This window comes from Bartonella sp. P0282, assembly GCF_048452985.1.
Lineage (GTDB): Bacteria > Pseudomonadota > Alphaproteobacteria > Rhizobiales > Rhizobiaceae > Bartonella > Bartonella choladocola.
Map to the genome: position 1 here is coordinate 164,159 of NZ_WTFO01000003.1, position 21,183 is coordinate 185,341.

The following is a 21,183-nucleotide window of genomic DNA, read 5'->3' on the forward strand; positions in this document are numbered from 1 at the left end:
CCGCGCTTCAGCCGCATATGAGCGAATTAACGACAAGAATGAACAAAAAAATAAATTCTTCTCTTGCATTTTTTTCACGAACCAATTAGGAAACCGCTTGTCAGTCGTTGAAGATGTTCAAATCCGGATGTCGGCAATGAAACTGGCTGGAAACACCGTTCCGGTGGTTTTCAAAAGTGCACCCGTAGCTCAGCTGGATAGAGCACCAGACTACGAATCTGGGGGTCAGGAGTTCGAATCTCTTCGGGTGCGCCACTTGATTTTTTCCTACCAAATTTTTTCAATCTTCATTGTGGGTTATCCGTTCTATTGGACGTAAGCCGCAGAACCAGATTGCGACCAAATCACCTTCAAGGAAAGCATATAATTGGCGATGGTCTTTGATTGCCATTATTGATAACGCTTTATGAAACCGGCTTTATTCCGGAATCCTGGAATATCTTCAACATAATCTGGCTATTTCGCGCCCTGTTTTTACGGGCTATTCGGCAACCTGCTTTTAAAAAGAAAAAGCCACTGTCAGAAGTTTTCCAAATGGTGACGCAGCCATATGGAGCGCACGGGATAGAAAAACAAATACACCCCGTTTATGAAGCTCGTTTCCGATGCGCTCACTCGGCCAACTTCCATTTTCACATCAGCCGCGAAGGTTACGTCGATATTTTCGCTCTTTTCAAGTTTTGCAATGTTTTTTAGACCAAATCCGGCTATCCGTGATAATTCGGGAAAACCCGTTTTCTCAGCTTATTCACCAATGACACAAAAATAGATTTTGACACCAACATAGATTTTTCTCTGAATGAGAACATGTCCCGTTAATCAGCTATCGGGACCTGAAAAATGGATAAAGCTTGCGAAATAAACATCAACAAAAGACAAACAAACAATTTTGGAGCGCACTTATCGTCTTGAGACCAGCCCTCGACATTTTTTACGACTTCATCAATTTCATAGAAAGAATTAATGAAAAGCTTTTCTTGACCTTGCGCTCAAGTGCCGGCCATTTCTTTTTCAGGATAGATCTCGTCTTCATCCCTATCCGGACAAGCACTTAAAGTGCTTAAAAAAGAAATGGCCTGCACCTCATCTGCAAGCCGTGAATAACTTACGTCTTTTTCACTCAACTGTTCGACATTGGTCGTAATGCGCCTCACTGCCGCATGGAAATGGCAAGTCTGTTCATTCCGTTCATCAGCGATATTGCAAATGTAAGGTCCGATATTTCTTTGTCACTAAAGACCTTTTTTAATGCCTCGTACGACTCGTCATCGGCGTGGCTTGTCGATATGTTTGTTAGCTGTTCTGCCCAGTTCAGTGCCGCTCGTTCTTTTTCAGAATATTGGTCACTCACACGCCATCCGGCCACTTCAGCTATACGGCGCTGCGTTTCGCCATCTTTTAGCAGGGAATTTGTATGAAGATTAAGGCAATATGCGCATCCATTGATTTGAGAAACTCTGAGATAAACCAATTCAATCAGCTTTTGTTCGACAACGCTTTTCTCAAGGGCGACTTTCACGGCTCTAAAACCACTCATAAGTTCCGGCGATAAGTCAAAATATTTTAATCTGAGATTTTTCATGTTCTCTTCTCCTTATTATCATTATAGTCTGCAAAATATATTAATAACGAAATCGCGAAACAAACAATAACATTGAAATTAATCATCATTTTTATACTTTGAAAAAGTGACATACTTAGCAAAAATAATATTAATAAAAATATATTTGCAATGTTAATGAATTTGTTCTTCGTGTTAATAATATAGGCTAAAGCTATTAATGCCTCTAAAACTGTGACCACCCAACCAATAACAGGAATCATGTTTTCAGGAGCCCAGGGACACAGTATCGAAACATGTTTAAAAAATTGGGTCATCGAGCCCCATGAAACACCTGTTTCACCAAAATGACCCCAAAAACCGAAACGGTCGAATACAGCCGAAAGATAGCTGATAGCCAAACTGACTTTAGCAAAATATATGCCCCGATTTTGCAGAGGCAATTCAAGAAAGTCAAACATGCATTACCGTATTCTAAAATTCTGTGAATGAAACAATGTCGCAAATGCGCTTGTTGCGATAGGGACATATCGGGACAATTTGATAGTGACATTTGAATTTTGGTTTCAGACACAAAGGATGCATTTCTATAAAAATTTCTATGGGGATTTCTACAAAACAAACGTAAAATTCTGTTTCTTGTCTTTTTGAGCAGAAGGCTGTCATGGAAATTACGAATCCACAAGCCTACAAATCAGGCTCTTTTTCAACACTTGGCATCGTAAAATAACATCAAGAGAAGTGGTTCCGTTTGTTTGAACAGTTTGATGTGTTTTTGGCGGGCTTCATGACCCGTTTATGCTGCCCTCCCCTTATCTGGCAGCATAGTGATGTAAACCTTGTCAGGGCTTCTGGTCGTTCAGGGCTTCTGGTCGTTCAGGGGGTGTGGGCGTTCAGGGGGTGTGGGCGTTCAGGGGTTCTGGTCGTTCAGGGGGTGTGGTTAAGGAATGAAGGTGGGCATCGGCTTCCATAAAAAATTCGGCTATCGGCTGATAGCAGCACGTTCACGAGCCAGAGCCAGAACCTCGCCCCTATGAAGATGAACCTCCTTATATTTAACGAAACATCAAAGAATTGCCAAATTGCCAAAGTCGCTCGACAAAAACGTTGTCCCGCCAAGCTTCCCTGCCATTCATCGAGGTCATTTCACCGGCTTCTCGAAGAATGCCTGTTCTTCCAACCGATATCAATAAACCGGATTGTGATGAGCTGTGATCGTTTCGTCATGATAATCTTTTATTCAAGGCTAAAGGTGAAATCGGGCAGAAAATTCCACTCTCGCGAATGTCAAGTTTTCGAGCGACTTCTCACCGGTTTGACCATTCAATTCTAAATATCTATTGATTACTGTCATTGATTGTTATGAATGAAGATGTTTCTGACGGCGAGGAAACGAATGTCAAACGAGCTTATAAACATAGACGCGATGGACACAAACTATTCGCCAAAATCGTCCCGCGCAGGAATTGGTGATAGCCTCTACCAAAAGATCATTGCATTAATCGATAGTGGTACTTTTCAAATAGGACAGCGCGTACCCTCGATCAGGGCGCTTTCGCGTGAACTGGGGGTTGGAAAAAACACCGTCGAAAGCGTATATAGTCGTCTTATTGGAGATGGTTATCTCGTCTCCAAAGGGCCTGCCGGCACATATGTTGCAAGCCATTCCCTCGCCCCTGAAAGCCAGTCAAAAAAGGCTGCGACCAATTCCGCAAAACATCAGTCCATTTATGCCGAAGGAACGACCTTCAAAAAGCTCCAGATCGGATTACCGGCTATTGATTTATTTCCCGCAAAATATTGGAGTAGTCTTTCAAAGCGAAAGATTGCTGAAACCCATAATGCGTTGTTTTACCCACTTCCAACAGGGCTAAAAAAATTAAAAGAAAGCATCACGCGTTACGTCGGGCTGTCCCGTGGAATCGTTTGTGAACCCGATCAGGTCTTCATCAGTAGCGGATTTCGCGGTGCCTTGAATCTCATTATGCAAGCTCTGAGTGAACCGGAAGACACAGTATTTTTAGAAGACCCATGTTTTCCGCCCGCTTTGGATATTGTTAAAAGTTCGGGTACACATATTGCCGCTGTTCCTGTCGATCATAACGGAATGCAAATTTCAGATGCTTTAAAAAACCATCCCGACGTTAAATTTATTATCGTCACAGCCAATCATCAAAGTCCCCTCGGCTATGTTCTGGGAGATGATAATCGAAACACCTTATTAGATTGGTCGGAAAAAAACGGTACATTTATAATAGAAGATGATTATGATAGTGAATTCCGATATGATAACAAACCATTACCGGCTCTTGCCAGTCTCAATAATCATAGAAAAGCCAATATGATCTATATTGGTAGTTTCAGTAAATTAATTAATCCTGACTTACGATTGGGCTATTTTATTGTTCCAAAGTATATGGTTCCGAAAATAACCGATTTTTATCAAAAATGGATAGATGGATTTCCAATATTAACCCAATCTGTTTTATCCGAATTTATGGATTCCGGTAATTTTGCCAAACATTTGAACAAAATGAGGCTTAATTATAAAAAAAGGCAAATATTTTTACAAAATGCATTGAATAGATATGTTTCCGACATATTCCATGTAAAAAATTTCAATCACGGACTTAACACATTATTACTATGCAAAAATCGTGTTGAGTGTGACGATCTGGAATTAATGACAATTGCACAAAAAGAAAATTTTGGAATTGGATGCATTTCAAACCGTCAAATAGAAAGAAGAGATTTGAGCGGATTAATATTATCCTTTTCTAATTTGAAAACCCAAGAAGAGGCCTATAGAATAATCTCGGATTTTAATCAGGTCATCAGACCATATGTTTCTTCCAAATAAAATATTTTTATAATTCAATATTTCAAATTTTTATTTATGCTTAGGAAATTATACTTCCTATTGTTTGCTCTGATTGCCGCTGTATGCCTAGCATTATTCGATTCATGCACTACTCGGGTGCGCTGATTCCATGATTGCGTAATTTTAGTCACGATCAACTTGATATCAGCCATCTTGCGGATCTGAAGGTTCGTGATAAAAAATTAATTACAGCCAATTGCAATCTGGTCAGAATCTATTCAAGCAGCGTTTTCTTGAAATGTTACAACATGCCATAACGCTCGCGGCCTGTGTGAAGCAAAAAGACACTTATCGGGAAAGATGGATTTGGTTGCTCTAAACAAGCTTGCTTTTTAGCTGCCTGTTTCAACGCTTTGTTCCAGCAGCAATTATGAACAGTTCAAACATTTGGTTTGAAATTAACAAGAATGGCTAAACTATTCGTCTGACGAGCAAAATGGATGGATTATCAGGTGCCATTAATGCCTCCGCTACTAACTCTTATGGCACAACTGAAAATGAAAGAAAAGCTGAGAGCCACGAAAAATCAAGACCTTTGAGGAGCCTATTAAAAAGTGATACTCCTAATCAATACAAAAACTGCTTGGTATAGTTGGTAACATTCGCGTGGTTTATCTGATCTTCTCATTCAACGGCATCGATTCCACCGTGCTTTGAAACGGAAAGAAAATTTAAGAAGTGACGAATGAAAAATAGCAGATACCTTTTGTCCAACAATGACTCTTTATTCTATAATTTTGATAAACATCATTATTACAAAAGCGGTGCGACCTTCGTCGCACCGCTTCTAGCCTTTCAGTGTCAATAAGACTGGTTAGCCGGAGAACCATCACCGAAAGACGTTCTGCCAATTGGAGGCAATGCGTTTTGTTCTATAGGTAAGTTGATTTTTTTATCCGAGCGGTACGAATTTGGTACGCTGCCGTCACCCGAATGATGTCCCACATCAATATCTTTTGTGTAGGTTTTTGATATAGGTGAAGGGATATGCTGGCCATGAATATAGGTGTTTTTGACTGTACCGTCGCCCCAGGCGTTAGCGGAAGCATTTAAAGCGAAGCCGCTCACTACAGCAATACTTAACAGTATGTTTCTAAACATTTTTATCTCCTTTTGATTTCTCATAGGAAATAGATAACAAGTAAGATTTGCTTTCTGTAGCTAGAAAATATTATAGCCTTGCTTCCGATAACTGGAAGGTTGATTGGCTTCATAGCTATCCGAAATCAATTTCCGGTCCTATTGGTACTATACCAGATGGGTTTATCGAAACATGACTTTCATAGTAGTGACGTTTGATATGTGACACATTCACTGTCTCGGAAACACCTTCCAAGGCATAAAATCTTCTCACGTAATTCCATAGATTAGGGTAATCAACCAATCTCCTAATATTGCATTTGAAATGGCTGTAATAGACAAGATCAAATCGGATTAGTGTGGTGAACAATCGAATGTCTGCTTCTGTTAACCTATCACCCAACAGCCATTGTTTTTTATCAAGTATCCCTTCAAGCCAATCCAATGTGTCGAACACTTTCCTCACAGCATCATCATAGGCTGCTTGGCTTGTGGCAAATCCTGCTTTGTAAACTCCGTTATTCAAATATGGGTAGATGCGATCATTCAAGGCATCTATGTCATCGCGCATATCAATCGGGTAGTAATCCCCAACTTTCGCGCCCAAGGCGTCAAAACTTGAATTTAGCATACGAATAATATCTGATGACTCATTTGAGACAATCGTCGCTTTCTTTTTATCCCACAAGACGGGAACCGTGACCTTACCTGTATAATCCGGTTGTGCTAATGAGTACAATTCATAAAGGAAACTTGAATTTGCAATAGGATCACCCGTAACGCATGGTCCTTCTGCAAAACTCCACCCCTGATTACCCAAAAACCAATTCACCACAGATAAACCTATCATACCCTCCAAGCCCTTCAATCTGCGCATGATTGTTGTCCTATGTGCCCAGGGACAGGCTAAGCTTACATAAAGATGGTATCTATTTACTTCTGCTTTGAATTGATCCTCGCTACTATTATGAGATGATCCATCTGATGTTATCCAATGTCTAAAAACAGTCGGATGCCTGTGAAAGTTGCCATCCGCATCATTATCAATTGGTGCGGTATCAACCCATCTGCCGTTTAATAATTGCCCCATAGATATGCTCACTTACAATACCGATTGATCAAAAGTTTATTGCCTCATAGAACTCGGCTGCCGTTGGACCATCGGTCAATTTATTAACTATCTCGGAAAAGTCTTGGTAATGCTGTGATTGTAAATGCGTATCAAGCGCCACTTGACTTATCCATTGCTCGTAGAGTGTCCAAATAGATGGATCCTTAATCGACTTCATCAATCTGTAATCAAGGCAGCCGACTTCTCCCCGAGTACAGGATTGTAAATTTCTCAGTTTGATTTCCAAATCTTTTTCAAGGCCTTTTTTGGCTTTGAGATTGACCAGAATATTTATCGTTTTCATGGCTGATACCATTCTCTTAGTGAGCATTTTTATAAGAGCCGATCAAGCATATCTCTATATGCTGCAATCCCGTTCCACGCATCGGTAAAGACAACTTCATTGACGGGGATAATATCTAAGCCCCACCACGGGCCTTTGTAACCGGTAGCAATGACTGCTTGTAGCATTTGCTCAATGTTCAAGTTGCCTTTGCCGAGACCTATATGTGAGGCAAATATATTTGAAACGATATTGTCATCTGTATCAACAACACCAATGTCGCCAATGTATGCTCCAACCATATTAATAAATTCGATCACACCACCTTTTAAAGTTTCGTATGGTCGTAATTGATTATGCCCGAGTTCTGATATTGCCCTTGCATGGGCAAAGTCGACATTGAGCTTGAAATTCTTGCTATCAACTTCTTTAAGGAGACGGATAATTTCGCTAGGGCGAACAAATATTTGTGCAGTTTCCGGTTCCCAAAGCAACATGACGCCCTCATCAGCAGCCATTTTTGCTTGTTTTTGAAAAGTCTCGACAACTCTCGTCCAAATTCGAGAATAATCGCTATTTCTGGGTAATGGGCCAAATGAGCCAGGATCAACGCGCATAGAAGGCGAGCCAATATCTTTAGTAAATAACAATGAATCCTTGAATGATTTCAAGTAAGATTTATAGGCATCGTCATCTGTAGCCCAAGGCAACCCGTATGGGTCAGGAGCATAGAGAGCAACTTCCAAATCATGGCCATTAATATACTTGGCTAATTCCTTGCGAGAATGAGTATCAGGGTATCGTTCAATAGATGCGTGGTTGACGAATCCTGCACCAACACCAATTCCATCAAAGCCATATGCAGAAAGTATCTTGATTACTTGATCAAGTGTAGCCGGTCTCTTAAGACCTGATGCAAAGCACCAACTCCCCATATATATTTTATGTTTATTTTTGTCGGGTTTTTCTAAACCGTGCCGGGATGGATCATCAGCAATATCCTTGGGTTGTGCCACCATTGTGGGGCTATCCAAACCTGTAACACTCATTGCACCAACACCGCCTAGAATGAACTCTCTTCGATTTGTCATGTTGAGTTCCTATCATCCATAGTAATTTAATGAAGAAGATGACGATCAGTGCATCTCGTACCCACCATCAATATTGTAAGCTTGTCCGGTGATATTTGCCCCATAATCTGATGCCAATAAAGCGGCCATAACACCAAAATCCTCAGGCTGCTGCGGGCGTCCGAGCGGAATAAGCTTCATAACGGATTCCCATGCCTCCTCTTGTGTCCAACCGTTTTTTTGTTTCAGTTCATCTAATTCAATTTGCCATGCCCTCGTCTTTACGATGCCTGGACACAAAGCGTTTACCGTGATGTTTGATGATGCAATCTCCAAAGCAAGTGACTGGGTAAAACCTACGACCCCGAATTTGGATGCGGTATAATGCGTCATAAAAGGCTTGCCCGAACGACCAAGGACTGACGATACATTAATAATTCTTCCGCTTTTTTGTTTTAATAAATGGGGGAGCACTGCTCTTGTGACTTTTTGGGTTCCTGTAAGATTGACTGTTATGATTTGGTTCCAAGCATCATCATCCATATCGACTAATGCCGATCTGTTACTGATACCGGCACCATTCACCAAAACGTCAATTTTACCGAAATGATTAATGACATCAGAAACCATCGCTAAAGACGATTCCGTAACAGCAACATTATGATAAAATCCTTGAGCTATGCCGCTTTCATGTCGGATAGCCTCGGCTTGTGCCTCAACTGAATCTCCTTCACGATCGGTTAAAGCGACACTTGCACCAAATCCGGCAAGGACTCTAGCTATTCCAAGTCCGATACCGTTACCCGCACCTGTTACGATTGCTACTTTGCCATGCAAATTCATAGCTTTCTCCGAAATCAATGCCATATCTTTTCTCCTCCATGGTAACGTTTATTTTTTGTTAATTTGCGTCAGGGTTGTTGATGGGGTTGTTTGTGCCGTTTTCATTATAATTATGGATGATAAGTGATAAATGCTTCTTATCCGTAGATACGCCAAAAGCAGGAGTGCCAGGTGAAAAGGCGGACGATCTAGCTAACGTCCCTATAATCAGCGGATCGAAACCTATCTGATCAATTAAATCGGCAACTTCATTTGTTGCGCGTTTGTCATTACCAGCGATAGCTAATGCGTGTCGGTCGACTGCACCCCTTGGACGTGCGTCAACGTCCAGTTGATGATACCCGAGGTGGCTGAATGTTTTGACTACATATGAAAGGGAAAAAAATTTTTGTATGATAACCGCGCTGGTTACACCCGTTTCAAATTCATCTATTACCCCATCTGTGCCGGGCCAATAATTCATGGCATCAACAACAATTTTCCCTGATAGTGGCTTGATTGGTATGGATTTATAATTACGCAATGGAATAGCGAGTATAATAATATCGGCCAAACCAAATATGGTTTGCGCATCTTTAGCAATCGCTCCGGGAGACATGACATCAATAATAAACTGAACTTGGACAGGATCGCTATTCGAGGCGATATAAGTAACATATCCAGCCTGAACACATAGCTTCGCCAATACCGTTCCAAGTTTGCCGGCTCCGAGTATCGAGATCGACTTCATGACATACCGCCTGTTGTTTCGCGTCTCAGAACGGGTGCCACATCATTCATATATAATTCTAATGATTCACGTGTCATAGAATATGGCAGGTCACCAACATCAATTTGCCCCACGAACCTGTCAATTCCAAGTAGCTCTACCCGTTCAAGAATTGTATCAATAACTTGTTGTGGGCTTCCCACAGGAAGGCTATGCTTTATCCAAACATCATAAGTCTCTCTCGGAAAATTACCGGCGCCAAGTTTCTTACCCGCCTCTTCAAAATAAGACTTGTAGTAGGGGAAGAATTCTTCGCGCGCCTTTTGCGATGTTTTACCGATATACATATGCCCGCTTACAGCGAGGCGAAGCTTCGTCTTATCATGTCCAGCATGTTCAGCAGCACGGTGATATAATTCAACCCTTGGTATGAATTGGCGAGGAGCTGCAAAGAACCCCATCATCATGGGAAGGCCTAGATAACCAGCCCTTATGGCAGAAGCAGGCGTTCCTCCAATTGCTATCCATATCGGCAATGGGTCCTGTAAAGGTCTGGGGGTGATTTCTGCGTCATGCAAATCGGGCCTGAAGTGACCTGACCAACTTATAGTCGGTTGATCACGTAATTTTAAAAGAAGTTCTAATTTTTCTTCAAACAATGCGTCATAGTCACTTAGATTATAACCAAAAAGTGGAAATGACTCTGTAAATGCACCTCTACCGGCAAAAATTTCTGCTCTTCCATCAGATACCAAATCAAGTGACGCAAATTGTTCAAAAACGCGCACCGGATCGGCACTCGACAAGACTGTAACGGCACTCGCTAGCCTAATAGACTTTGTCTTACTTGCTATAGCTGCAAGTATGACCTCCGGAGCGGATATAGTAAAATCATGTCGATGATGCTCTCCTACCCCAAAGACTTCCAAACCACCTTCATCTGCCAAACAAGCAAGCTCTATGATTTGTCTAATTCTTTCGTGCGCGGTCTTGGCCTGATCAGATTTTGGCTTTTCTGTAAGTTCTCCAAAGGAGTAAATGCCCAATTCCATCTTAATACCTCACGATGTAATGATTGAACTCTTTGCTTCTTGGCTTATGTGTTTAGTGTCCGGTTTATGTTGTTATCCTTGGTTGCTGTCATTGCATTCCTAGCTTTTCCATTGCACGCAGATCACTTCTCATTCTCCTGACATGCTCCGGATCAACTTTTTTAGCGCTATTGCCCCAAGAGTTTCTGATATAATCGAGGATTTCAGCGATCTCCTTATCGTTCATTTTCCAGTCGAACGAAGGCATTCCAGCGGCTGTTTGTAAGCTTGAAGTGTGGGGCGCTCTTGCACCTTGCAACATTGCATGAATAAGGTTTGTGGGATCATCGGCAACGATGCTACGATTGCCGGCAAAAGGTGGAATCATTCCCTTTATTCCTTCGCCTTTCAATCCATGACAGGCACTGCAATTGACCTCGTATACAAGAGCGTTGTTTTTGAAAGAAGCATCATCAATAGCCATCGGAGCGGTTCTCTTATGTTCAGAGGAAGGAACCGTTTTTAGGTATTCAACTATGGCAGTAACATCATCGTCTGTCAGATATTGGAGTGAATCCTCAATTGCTTCAGCCATAGGCCCCGCGGCAATCGTGCTATCATTCGCACCTGTTTTTAAATAGGTTTTTAGTTGTGTTTCGTTGTAACTACCAATTCCTGTTTGGCGATTGGATGTTATGTCTGGTGCATACCAGCCATCAGGAAACCCACCCTGAAGACCTGCTGATTTTATCTCTGCACCCAGACCATTGCGCGGCGTATGACAAACAGAACAATGAGCCAGACCTTCAACAAGATATTTGCCCCGGCTCTGTAATTGCGTAATATTTTCTGTCAATCGAAAGGGCCGGTTTTTAAAAAACAACATATTCCAACCAGCCATGGCCAGACGAATGTTATATGGGAAATTCAGTCCCGCATTCTCATTGACGTTATTTTTAATAGGCTTGATGGTCGACATATAGGCCCAAAGATCATGCATATCTTCGTCATTTATATTTACAAATGCTGTATATGGCATTGCGGGATAAAGTAGACCTTTGGACCCTTGGCCATGACGTACCGCGTTGAAAAAATCACGTTCCGTCATATTCCCGATTCCGGTATCGCGATCAGGCGTTATATTTGACGATAGCAAAACACCGAAATCTGTAGAGAAGCTATGTCCACCGGCAAAATCGCCTTTATCGCTGCTGTGACACGCAGAGCAATCAGAGGCATGCATGATATATTCTCCGCGTGCAATCTTCACCGCGTCATTTATCACGACATCTGCAAGTGGTTTGACATCATCGGCAACAGATGATCGGGAAGTATCAAACGTTTGATACCCCCAAAAGCCGACAATCGTTGCAGCACCGAGACAAAACAGAGCAATCGTTATTTTAACTTTAGAACGTAATTTCATAGTCATCCCCCTATCAGAGGAGAGGGATTTTTTATGTATGTCTGGTGAATGGCATCGGCCGCGCGAAGGGCTAATGCACCCACGGTTATTGTCGGATTATAACCGGCATTGTTCGGGAATGCGGACGCGCCAACAACAAAGACATTATGAACATTCCAGCTTTGTAAATAAGGATTTACAGCCGATATGGAGGGATCTGTTCCCATTGGTGCACCGCCAATTGTATGACCGCTGAATTGTTTGCCCGGATTCCATGGACTGTCGGCCTGATTGACGGGAGTGATATGTTTACCTCCGGCCTCTTTCATGATTTCAATGGCGCGCTGCGTTACATATCGTGCCATATCCATATCATTCTGGGCATAGTCAAAAGTCACCCTCAATAAGGGCAGTCCGTGTTTATCTTTGTATGTTGGATCAAGAGACAGATAGGCATCCCGCGTCGGCATTGAAGTCCCTTGAGCAAATACGCTAACCGCACTTTGGTAGTCTCTGGCGTAGCCTGCTTTCCATTCACTCCCCCAACGTTTTGTTCCGGGCCTCAATACATTCATGTGGGCAATAGGCCTTCCATCAGTGGAGGTGCACATGATGCCAGCCCCGCCAATAAAACCTAAACCGGAATGATCGAAATTATCGCCATTAAATTCATCAATTTGGAGACCCAATGCTCCTGCGCCGATAAATGGATTCATCGGGTTATCGTCTATGAAAGCACCGACGTTCGAACAAGTCTGGTAATTATAATTTTTGCCGGTCGTGCCTTTGCCTGAAACCGGGTCATAAGGCTCGCCAATGCCGGACAACAACATCAGCCGGACATTATCGGTATGAAAGGCTGTCAAACATATTACATCGGCAGATTGAAATTCCTCTTCACCATTTGGTGTAATGAAGCGTACCCCTTTTGCCGTTTTACCGTCATCATGCTTCACTACTTCCACGACCTCGGTGTCGGTTAATAATGAAAAATTCGGCCGTCTCATAAGGGCAGGCAGGATACATGCTTGGGGTGATGACTTGGAATAATTTCCGCAACCATGAAAATCACAAAAGCCGCAATAGGTACATGGCCCCATAGTCACGCCTAACGTATTCACGTAGGCCTGACTGATATTTCCGGCAGGTATCGGAAAGGGCTTATAGCCCATATTTATGGTTGTTTGCCGATAGAGACTCATCCAATTTGTATCTTTGAGCGGCGGAGTTGGATATTCACGTGATCTAGGCCCTTCAAATGGGTTGCCCCCTTCTTGAATGCTGCCCATAATGTTACCAGCTTTGCCAGATGTACCGGCTATTCGTTCAACACGATCGTAATATGGCTCCATATCCTGATAGCTGACGCCCCAATCCTGAATCGGCATATCACGCAGATAGGCTGCTCCATATCTTTCCTTGGTTCTGGTTGCTACTTCGAAATCCCAAGGTGTAAAACGCCATGACATACCCGCCCAATGTGTTGCCGCGCCGCCGACATTGTTACCTAACATGAAAGCACCAGCTGTTCGTATAGGCACAGCTGTTTGATTGGAATGTTGGCGATAGGTTTGCGTGTTGGATGTTTGCGGCAACAACATCGTCCGCCGTGTGTGCCACTTCAATTCATCAGGATCAACCGCAGGCGGATAATCCGTTGATGTATCGCGCCATGAACCGCGCTCGATAGCAACAACGCTAAGACCAGCCCGAGTGAGTTCTTCTGCCATAAACGAACCGGCCCAACCAAGCCCGACAATGACAACATCAACGTGTTTGTGCTTATTAATCATGTCATCTTCCCTATCAATATTCTGGCACGAGGCTGACAGGGATTAACTTCAAATCTTCGCCGCGACGGTCTATATAAGGCCTGTAATCATAGCGCGCTCCAGGAAAACCGATCATTTTCCACCCGACCATATCTTTGTTGCCGCCATAAATCGGATCTGCGAGATACCCCTCGCGGACGTTTTGTAGCATTAATTCAAAAAACGCTTTGGTATTGACAGTACCACCCAAGCTTATCGAACCATCTTCCATGCCCGACAATATGCCGTCGATTTGCTCATTTGAAAGTTCATAAATAGGTTTGCGATAGTTCTCATGACTATAGGATTGAAGGGCTTTCAAACCTGAAATATAGCGGTCTTTGGGAGTTGCTATGAATTGAGGAAAACCCATGATTTTTTCCTCGTTTTGCACGTCATAAGGGCCGTCAAGATACATAGAAGCGCCTGCTCCGTAGTCACCTGACAGCTGATTGTCTATAAACACAAGGCAGCCGGCTTCTGTCGCTGATGGCCCATACTCGTCCGACGGGATAAATCGATCAAAAACAACGGCTAAGGTCTTGCGGTCCTCTTCATCAATCAGGACTTGCCAAACCTTATCCTTACGGGGCGGATTGGGTAAACTCTCATGGGTTATCGCCGTTCTTTCGGGATAACTATTTAGTTCTTTGGCCTGAGAGATTGATGAAATAGAGCCGCTTACAGCTAAAGCGCCTAATGATAACAAAGCTTCTCTTCTATTCATAACGTCCCCTCACAAATGACATATTTATGTCATTCCCAATGTTCATAAGCTATTTTATGTTAAAGAGTATTTTTATCATAGACGCCTGAAGACAACTGAATGCAAAGCTTTTATCAGAGAGGTTTGCAGTTCATGCCATGACGATATAAATTGAAGACACTTTTATCTCATTATGATATTAATGCTTACGCGAGCAAGCCTGATGCCAAGTATGATCGGCATTTATTTCTTTTAACAGACTGGAATTTGTGGGTAGTAAAATGAAAAGGCGTCCAACCATCTACGATCTGGCAACCCAGGCTCAAGTTAGTGTCTCAACAGTCAATCGCATTGTTAACGGTCGTAGCAAAGTTAAGCAATCAACGGTTGAACATGTCCTGACAGTGGCTGACGAGATCGGATTTAAAAATATTGCCAGTATTCGCTCCAGACTTCAAAATAATGCACCGGAAAGAACTTTCGGTTTCTTGATAAACAGCAAAAAGCGTGAACTGTACAATGAAATGGCCAAGGTACTTGTCAGTCGAACGATCAATGCCCAAGGGATAAGTGGAAAGGCCATTATCCGACATATAGAGGATGTTGATTCTGAAAATATTTCTCGCGAGTTGTTAGATCTTGGTGAGCAATGCGACGTTATTGGCTGCATCTGCCCTGACCATCCTTGCATTAACTATGCTATTTCTGTGCTGGCTAATAAGAACGTGCCAGTCGTAGCAATGGTATCAAATGTATCAAGCCCTTCATGTAAGGGCCATGTGGGGTCAAATGACTGGCAACTGGGAAGATCGGCCGGTTGGTTTATGCACAAACTTAGCAAACCGGAAGGTAAAATCGGTGTCCTTATCGGCTCTGATCGATATTTATGCCAACAAGTCATAGAAACAAGCTTCCGCTCATATATCAAATCGCATTCTGGATTGGAGTTACTCGGCACAAAAATGACCGGAGAGTCCGATGAAAAAGCGTATGAATTGGTTGATCAACTTCTAAAAAAACATCAGGACATAACCGGAATTTTGGTCGCAGGCGGCGGTCTTGAAGGAGCAGCTAAGGCGGCCAACATCAAAAGCCATAGGAGACCGACAATTGTTGGCATGGAATTGACCGAATTGACCCGTCAATATCTAACAATGGGGAAGATCGATGTGTTATTACCCCATCCGGTGCTTGAGATAGCAGAAAGTACAGTTCGGTTTATGATAGCTTTGTCAGCATCGACTAACACTACAAATTCGCTACAAAAGATTATTCCATTTCATATTTTAATTGGTGAAAACTGTTAGATGCCATTGAATAAATTGGCGCTTATTTCGGTTGATATAAAATCCAAAAACAAACGCATTCTGGACGGCATATGCGAACGTGAAGCATAGACCGCATATAAGTTGATGTCATCACATTCATATTCCTGAAGCAGACGGACGAGCCGACCCTCTTTTATATCTTTTTCAACGTCCCACAATGCTTTGGATACTACAGCTTTGCCAGCCAATGCCCATTCATGAATAACCTCTGCATTATTTGAAAGCAGTTTACCTGTTACTTTGACTTCTTTCAGATTTCCATTTTCCTTATAAATCCATTTATCAAAGATGCGCCTGCCACGGACTAACCGGGCACAATCATGATCTAGCAAATCCCGTGGTGACTGTATTACAGGATGATTTTTTACATAAGCCGGAGAAGCAATCGTGACACGGCGACTACGTAATAATGTTTTGGTTATCAAGTTGCCGTCGCTTGGAAGGTCAAGTAATATACCTATATCTATTTCGTCGTCCAATATATCGATATGTGCGTCATTCAGCACAAGTTCTATCGTTATCTCCGGATTGATTGTTGTAAATTCAGCAATTGCAGGAGCTATGAAGGTGCGACCTATTTGTAATGGTGCCGCTACGCGCAGATACCCGCTCGGTTGCTTGGCATGAGCCATAACCTGCGCTTCAATCATATCCATTTCTTCTATGATTGCCTCGGCCTTGGATAACAGGAAACTTCCTTCTTCTGTCAACGTAAAACGCCGTGGCCCACGTTCGATCAAACGCACACCCAAACGCTCTTCCAATGCTGCCAAACGTCGGCTCACCGCTGGAAGTGAGCTATGAATTCGTCTTGCTGTCTCCGATAAACTACCGGCAGAAACGATACGGACAAACAGTCTAAGATCGCTCAATTCTTCCATATTTTTATCCTTCCATTATTTGGAAGGATAGCTCCCTTCTTTTGGGACTACAAGGACTCGGCAAACAATACAATCATTTAAACAATGAATTTAAATCGAACCTAAAGATTGTATGGTTATGGAAGAAACTGTTACATTACCCAAACCTATTCTTACCCCGGAACAACGTTTCCGCCGCAGTGTCTACAGGTGTGTAGGAGTTGGTGCATTTTTCTTGTTTTATCTGGTCATAGCCGACCAATTCATGCCGGTCACATCGGAAGTGCGCGTTATTTACGATACAATCCGTATTGCGCCAGAGGTATCAGGCACAGTTGTACGTGTAAATGTTGACAATGACCAGCCGATTAAAGCCGGAGAAGTATTGTTCGAGATTGACCCGACACGCTATGAATTGAATGTCACATCAGCCAGATTAGCCTTGGAGCAAGCCGAGCTTACTATCCGTCAACGTGATGCCGACATTGCTGAAGCACGCGCTGCCATTGCTAGTGCAAAAGCGACCGCTGATGATGCCATCAGACAAGCCAATCGAAAATTGGAATTGAGTGCCAACAATACGATTTCCAAAAGTGATGCCGACACAGCTGTCGCCAATCGCGACGAAAGTGTTGCAGCGCTTCATGTGGCCGAAGCGCGATTGCGCTCAAGCGTCGTTTTGAGAGGAGATGAAGGGCCGGATAACCTTTATTTACGGGAAGCCAGAAATAATCTTGCCATTGCAGAGCGTGATCTATCCAAAACCAAAGTAGCACTGTCCGAAGGTGGCACCGTCACCAATATGCACCTAGGTCCGGGCAACTATGTCAGTGCAGGTACTCCGGTCATGGCGGTTGTCGGCCTTAACCCCACTATCGGTGCAGATTTTAGGGAAAAAGCATTATCGCGTGTTCATGTCGGCGATCCTGCTTATGTGACGTTCGATGCTTTGCCTGGCCAAGTCTTCAATGGCCATGTTTCATCCATTGACGCAGGTATCGCCGAAGGACAGATCAATGCCGACGGTTCGCTGGTTGAAATTGTCGAAACAGACCGTTGGATACGGCGCGCGCAGCGTGTGCGCGTCAATGTTATGCTGGAAACTCCGCCTGAAGTTGTCAGCGGCGGCCGCGCAACTGTTCAGCTTGTGCCGAATAATTCCTGGTTCTCCCGCGTTTTCGCGCAAATTCAAATCCGTGTTCTGGCACTGTCGCATTATGTCTATTGATCTTACACCACAACTCAATGCCAATGATTGGCAAATGGCTTGCCGTATGACGTTCGGCGCCTTTAGTGCATGGGCTTTGGCAACGATATTCGGCTGGCCTTACGCAACCTATTATGCAGTCTATCCGCTGGTTCTCATCGGCTTGGCACCCTCTTATGACAGTCATGTCGCTTTGCAATATCTTGTCAGCGCCCCGACAGGCATGGCAGCAGCAGGTATTATGATTGCTATCTTTTCAGAGCATCCAATGGTTATGATGGTCTGCTATTTCGGCTTCATGATAATCTGCTTTTCTCTGATGGCGGGACCATACAAACTTTTCATGTATGGCGCGATGTCTTTGTGTATTTGCAGCGCCCTGGTTCACTTCGGCAGTTATCCGGAAACGTCATGGCAAGATCTGTTCTGGAACATAGGCGGGGCCATTTTTTTAAGCGTTGTGTTCTATATCATTTCATTTGCCTTGTTTCCTGATGTTGAACCAAGGGTTGCGCGTATCCCGCCGCCACGAACACCCAGTCAACGCCGCCACCTTGTCTTGCTCTGCGCGTTTGGAGCAACTGGGTCGTTTATCTTCTTCCAGTCGGTTGAAATGAGGGATTCATTAAGCGCACAAATGGCGACGATCCTTGTCCTTTTGGCTATGTCCCATGATGCGATATGGAACTCGGGAAGAACACGGCTCTATGGCTCGGTGACCGGCTCGATCCAAGCTGTTGTCGCCCAATTGCTGATTTCCGGCTATTCAGAATATTTTCCTTTGACAGCCTGTGCTTTCCTTTTCGGCCTCTTCTGGTTCAGTGCGCAACATACGCGAGACAAGAGCGGCTCGGCAGAGGGCTTTGCTGCCGTGACAGCGCTGGCAATTCTCTACGGTCTGCTGAAGCCAAGCGATGATATTATCGGAGATTCTCTTTATCGCGGCACATCGATTGTTGTCTCGATTTCCCTTATGCTCGTCTTGATCTCGCTCGTTCATTATGCGCTTAACCGTTTTGCATCGACAAGATGGGAAGTTTAAGACTGCTCATCATGAAAAAATCAACCTTGATAGATGAGAGGAAACCGACATGACCAATCGCTTGCCATTGACAATAATGGCAAGCGCGGCGCTATTTGATAATCAAAACTCTATAACCTCGGTTTTACCAGGCTCTGTCCTTTTCCAAGACTATCACCTCATCCAAAACTATTAATTGACAGAGAAGCTTGCTCATCAAAACCGCGAACGCATTCAGGAAAGAGCCGTCTATGCCATGGCTTGGCGGAGGTATGGCATGCTTGATATCACCAGCGGCATTTTGCGCTATGCGATAGAGAACGTTTTGCAACCGGGCTCTGACACGCCAATGCTCGCAAGGTTCTCATCAATGGCAGATGATATAGGCGTTGCCGATACCGAACGTGATGAACGCTGTTTGTTTTGAATTTCTATTGGCCAGAAGGCAATAGGGATTTAGTCGGCAACAATGATCCCCGTTTTCTTTCGTGCATGATCCTCATAAAATTCCTGACTTTATCCATACATAAAAACGCCTTCCGCGCACCGATTTGCGTTCTAACACAGCCATGTGGGATTTTTAATTATTGTCACGGGAAAGCCCTCTGGGTGACAATTCTTATGTCGAATAGAGGCTTGGCGGTCGAGCTCATGCATATAAATAGCTACGGGTCGCATACCTATTCTCTCTAAAATAAAGAAGGCCAACGCTATTGAGTGAAATTCCACTCCAAAACCATGCAAGATTGTAAACATCTGATCAATGATGTAGGATGAGACGTTATCTGGCAAACACAGAAAAGCTATCAGAAAGTCTTGGATGACACTATTAAAAGTGGACGTCTTCCAATCTTTAACAAATCCAACGGGCAAGATCATGCATCAGATTGCAGACTATATCTTCAGTCCCCGAAGACACCGGCATGTTTCCACCCGCTCAACTGCAATGTCCATGCTGTAGTCATGGTAGTATCTACAACGGTATCCCATATCCGATGGCAAGTTGATAAAAATTGCGCTTCACTTAACTCTTCGTCACCACGTTAAACCTACGCCGAAAAGGAATTTTCAAGATTCCATCTTTGCGTCATTTTCACGAGGCCATTATCTTAACGGTTTTTTCCATGTGGCTGCAACTAACGCGAATTTTTGAGGTTTTCATTCGTCGAAGTGGCTTTTTTCGATGAGCCTCGTTGCTTCAACAGAAGTTTTTCAGCCTCTAAAGCTTGGCTTGATAAAATTCTGTTTCTCCCCAATCATTCATGATTTTCATTCATCGCTCAAATGAACAATAATGCCTTTTTCGTTTTTGAAAGCTCGGCTATACTTGCTCTCTACAAAAACAGGAAAGGCGCTAGAATGGACATAACACGTCGACAATTTGCTATCGCCTGTGGTGCAGCTTTCATGCTTGGTCCGACAATTTCGGCAACTACACAAGCCACAGCTATAAAAAACCCTCCAATCCGTCTTAAAACCGGCCGGATGATCCCGACGCTTGGCATGGGAACATGGACGCTTGCAGCCGGTCAACGCCCTCTCGAACAAGAAGAGGAAGCGCTTGTAACCGGTCTTGATCTTGGCATGAATCTGATTGACACCGCCGAGCTTTACAGTTCCGGTAAAGCTGAAGAAATGGTTGGCCGCGTCATCAAAAAGGCCGGAACAAAACCTTATATCGTTTCAAAAGTCATGCCTTCGCACGCAACAAAAGCCGAAGACATTCGCAATGCCTGCAAAAACAGCCTTCAACGCTTGGGATTAAAGCAAATGGATCTTTATCTTTTGCATTGGCGTGGCGGAATTTCAAACCTCAAAACTGTGGTTGATACATTTGAAGAATTAAAAAGCGAAGGTTCCATTGTCGATTGGGGCGTTTCCAATTTTTCCATTAATGACATGAATGATCTTTTCAGCCTTGAGAAAGGCGACCAATGCGCAACCAATCAGGTGGAATATTCACTTGTCGACCGCTCTATCGAAGGTGGCCTTCTCGATTGGTCAAAAAATAACGCTATGCCGATTATGGCCTATTCACCGCTTGGTTCGGGTAAAACCCCGCTTTTGCAAAATGCGGTGTTAAAAGACATTGCGCAAAAACATCATATGACTGCTGCTGCAATCGCAATCGGCTGGACAATCAGAAACAATTTTACCATTTCCATTCCCCAATCGGGTTCGCCTGCACATTGCCGTGAAAACAGCGCCGCACTTTCTCTTCATCTTGATGAAGAAGATCTCGCCCGACTTGATAAGGCTTTCCCGATTTGAGCAAA

22 protein-coding genes and 1 tRNA gene are annotated in these 21,183 nt (G+C 43.5%); 9 read left to right on the forward strand and 14 right to left on the reverse strand.

What is annotated here, in order from left to right:
• Positions 1–178 precede the first annotated feature (178 nt).
• A tRNA-Arg gene (locus tag GQS64_RS09730) sits at positions 179–255 on the forward strand.
• Between the two features lie 734 nt (positions 256–989).
• Here GQS64_RS09730 and GQS64_RS09735 read toward each other — a convergent pair.
• From GQS64_RS09735 to GQS64_RS09745, 3 genes are read right to left on the reverse strand one after another with little or no spacing between them, the layout of a single operon-like run.
• Positions 990–1,154 (reverse strand): hypothetical protein, encoded by a 165-nt coding sequence (locus GQS64_RS09735; protein ID WP_198231430.1) that lies wholly within the window; start codon positions 1,152–1,154, stop codon positions 990–992.
• A complete protein-coding gene (locus GQS64_RS09740) occupies positions 1,151–1,537 on the reverse strand; it encodes a carboxymuconolactone decarboxylase family protein (protein ID WP_198231431.1) in 387 nt (128 codons plus the stop codon). The genes GQS64_RS09735 and GQS64_RS09740 overlap by 4 nt, the downstream gene beginning before the upstream one ends.
• A 41-nt stretch (positions 1,538–1,578) precedes the next feature.
• Complete coding sequence (locus GQS64_RS09745; RefSeq protein WP_198231432.1) at positions 1,579–2,022, reverse strand: hypothetical protein; 444 nt, start codon at positions 2,020–2,022, stop codon at positions 1,579–1,581.
• Positions 2,023–2,348: 326 nt separating this feature from the next.
• Between GQS64_RS09745 and GQS64_RS09750 the strand changes: the two genes are divergently transcribed.
• Together GQS64_RS09750 and GQS64_RS09755 are read left to right on the forward strand one after the other, a co-directional pair.
• Positions 2,349–2,534, forward strand: coding sequence for a hypothetical protein (locus GQS64_RS09750; RefSeq protein WP_198231433.1), 186 nt, complete (start codon positions 2,349–2,351; stop codon positions 2,532–2,534).
• Between the two features lie 423 nt (positions 2,535–2,957).
• A complete protein-coding gene (locus GQS64_RS09755) occupies positions 2,958–4,421 on the forward strand; it encodes a PLP-dependent aminotransferase family protein (protein ID WP_198231434.1) in 1,464 nt (487 codons plus the stop codon).
• A gap of 822 nt (positions 4,422–5,243) precedes the next feature.
• Here GQS64_RS09755 and GQS64_RS09760 read toward each other — a convergent pair.
• The 10 genes from GQS64_RS09760 to GQS64_RS09805 form a co-directional block, all read right to left on the reverse strand.
• Positions 5,244–5,543, reverse strand: coding sequence for a hypothetical protein (locus GQS64_RS09760; protein WP_198231435.1), 300 nt, complete (start codon positions 5,541–5,543; stop codon positions 5,244–5,246).
• 115 nt (positions 5,544–5,658) lie between these two features.
• Positions 5,659–6,612 carry a glutathione S-transferase family protein gene (locus GQS64_RS09765; RefSeq protein WP_198231436.1) on the reverse strand — a complete coding sequence of 318 codons (954 nt, stop codon included), beginning with the start codon at positions 6,610–6,612 and terminating at the stop codon, positions 5,659–5,661.
• A 28-nt stretch (positions 6,613–6,640) separates the two neighbouring features.
• Positions 6,641–6,937, reverse strand: a complete 297-nt coding sequence (locus GQS64_RS09770) for a putative quinol monooxygenase (protein WP_198231437.1) — start codon at positions 6,935–6,937, stop codon at positions 6,641–6,643.
• A 29-nt stretch (positions 6,938–6,966) separates the two neighbouring features.
• Positions 6,967–8,007, reverse strand: coding sequence for a sugar phosphate isomerase/epimerase family protein (locus GQS64_RS09775; protein ID WP_198231438.1), 1,041 nt, complete (start codon positions 8,005–8,007; stop codon positions 6,967–6,969).
• 45 nt (positions 8,008–8,052) lie between these two features.
• Positions 8,053–8,853, reverse strand: a complete 801-nt coding sequence (locus tag GQS64_RS09780) for an SDR family NAD(P)-dependent oxidoreductase (RefSeq protein ID WP_198231439.1) — start codon at positions 8,851–8,853, stop codon at positions 8,053–8,055.
• A gap of 34 nt (positions 8,854–8,887) precedes the next feature.
• Positions 8,888–9,559, reverse strand: a complete 672-nt coding sequence (locus GQS64_RS09785) for an NADPH-dependent F420 reductase (RefSeq protein WP_198231440.1) — start codon at positions 9,557–9,559, stop codon at positions 8,888–8,890.
• On the reverse strand, positions 9,556–10,590 hold the full coding sequence (locus tag GQS64_RS09790; protein ID WP_198231441.1) for an LLM class flavin-dependent oxidoreductase: 1,035 nt from the start codon (positions 10,588–10,590) through the stop codon (positions 9,556–9,558). Before GQS64_RS09790 ends, GQS64_RS09785 begins: the two co-directional genes overlap by 4 nt.
• Positions 10,591–10,678: 88 nt before the next feature.
• Positions 10,679–11,995, reverse strand: coding sequence for a cytochrome c (locus tag GQS64_RS09795; protein ID WP_198231442.1), 1,317 nt, complete (start codon positions 11,993–11,995; stop codon positions 10,679–10,681).
• A 2-nt stretch (positions 11,996–11,997) separates the two neighbouring features.
• The gene (locus GQS64_RS09800) at positions 11,998–13,767 is read right to left on the reverse strand and encodes a GMC family oxidoreductase (RefSeq protein ID WP_198231443.1); all 1,770 of its coding nucleotides are present in this window, start codon (positions 13,765–13,767) and stop codon (positions 11,998–12,000) included.
• 13 nt (positions 13,768–13,780) lie between these two features.
• Positions 13,781–14,512: a gluconate 2-dehydrogenase subunit 3 family protein gene (locus GQS64_RS09805; protein WP_198231444.1), complete on the reverse strand. Its 732-nt coding sequence runs from the start codon at positions 14,510–14,512 to the stop codon at positions 13,781–13,783.
• Positions 14,513–14,772: 260 nt separating this feature from the next.
• Here GQS64_RS09805 and GQS64_RS09810 point away from each other — a divergent pair, with 260 nt between their 5' ends.
• Positions 14,773–15,798, forward strand: coding sequence for a LacI family DNA-binding transcriptional regulator (locus tag GQS64_RS09810; protein WP_198231445.1), 1,026 nt, complete (start codon positions 14,773–14,775; stop codon positions 15,796–15,798).
• Here GQS64_RS09810 and GQS64_RS09815 read toward each other — a convergent pair.
• Positions 15,795–16,700 carry a LysR family transcriptional regulator gene (locus GQS64_RS09815; RefSeq protein WP_198231446.1) on the reverse strand — a complete coding sequence of 302 codons (906 nt, stop codon included), beginning with the start codon at positions 16,698–16,700 and terminating at the stop codon, positions 15,795–15,797. The genes GQS64_RS09810 and GQS64_RS09815 overlap by 4 nt on opposite strands.
• 118 nt (positions 16,701–16,818) lie before the next feature.
• Between GQS64_RS09815 and GQS64_RS09820 the strand changes: the two genes are divergently transcribed.
• From GQS64_RS09820 to GQS64_RS09840, 5 genes are all read left to right on the forward strand, one after another.
• Positions 16,819–17,907: an HlyD family secretion protein gene (locus GQS64_RS09820; protein WP_198231447.1), complete on the forward strand. Its 1,089-nt coding sequence runs from the start codon at positions 16,819–16,821 to the stop codon at positions 17,905–17,907.
• Entirely contained in the window at positions 17,897–18,928 is a 1,032-nt protein-coding gene (locus tag GQS64_RS09825) for a DUF2955 domain-containing protein (RefSeq protein WP_198231448.1), read from the forward strand. The genes GQS64_RS09820 and GQS64_RS09825 overlap by 11 nt, the downstream gene beginning before the upstream one ends.
• Before the next feature lie 175 nt (positions 18,929–19,103).
• Entirely contained in the window at positions 19,104–19,334 is a 231-nt protein-coding gene (locus tag GQS64_RS09830) for a catalase (protein ID WP_198231449.1), read from the forward strand.
• Positions 19,331–19,600 (forward strand): catalase, encoded by a 270-nt coding sequence (locus tag GQS64_RS09835; protein ID WP_198231450.1) that lies wholly within the window; start codon positions 19,331–19,333, stop codon positions 19,598–19,600. The genes GQS64_RS09830 and GQS64_RS09835 overlap by 4 nt, the downstream gene beginning before the upstream one ends.
• A gap of 666 nt (positions 19,601–20,266) precedes the next feature.
• A complete protein-coding gene (locus GQS64_RS09840) occupies positions 20,267–21,178 on the forward strand; it encodes an aldo/keto reductase (RefSeq protein WP_198231451.1) in 912 nt (303 codons plus the stop codon).
• The last annotated feature ends 5 nt before the right edge of the window (positions 21,179–21,183 follow it).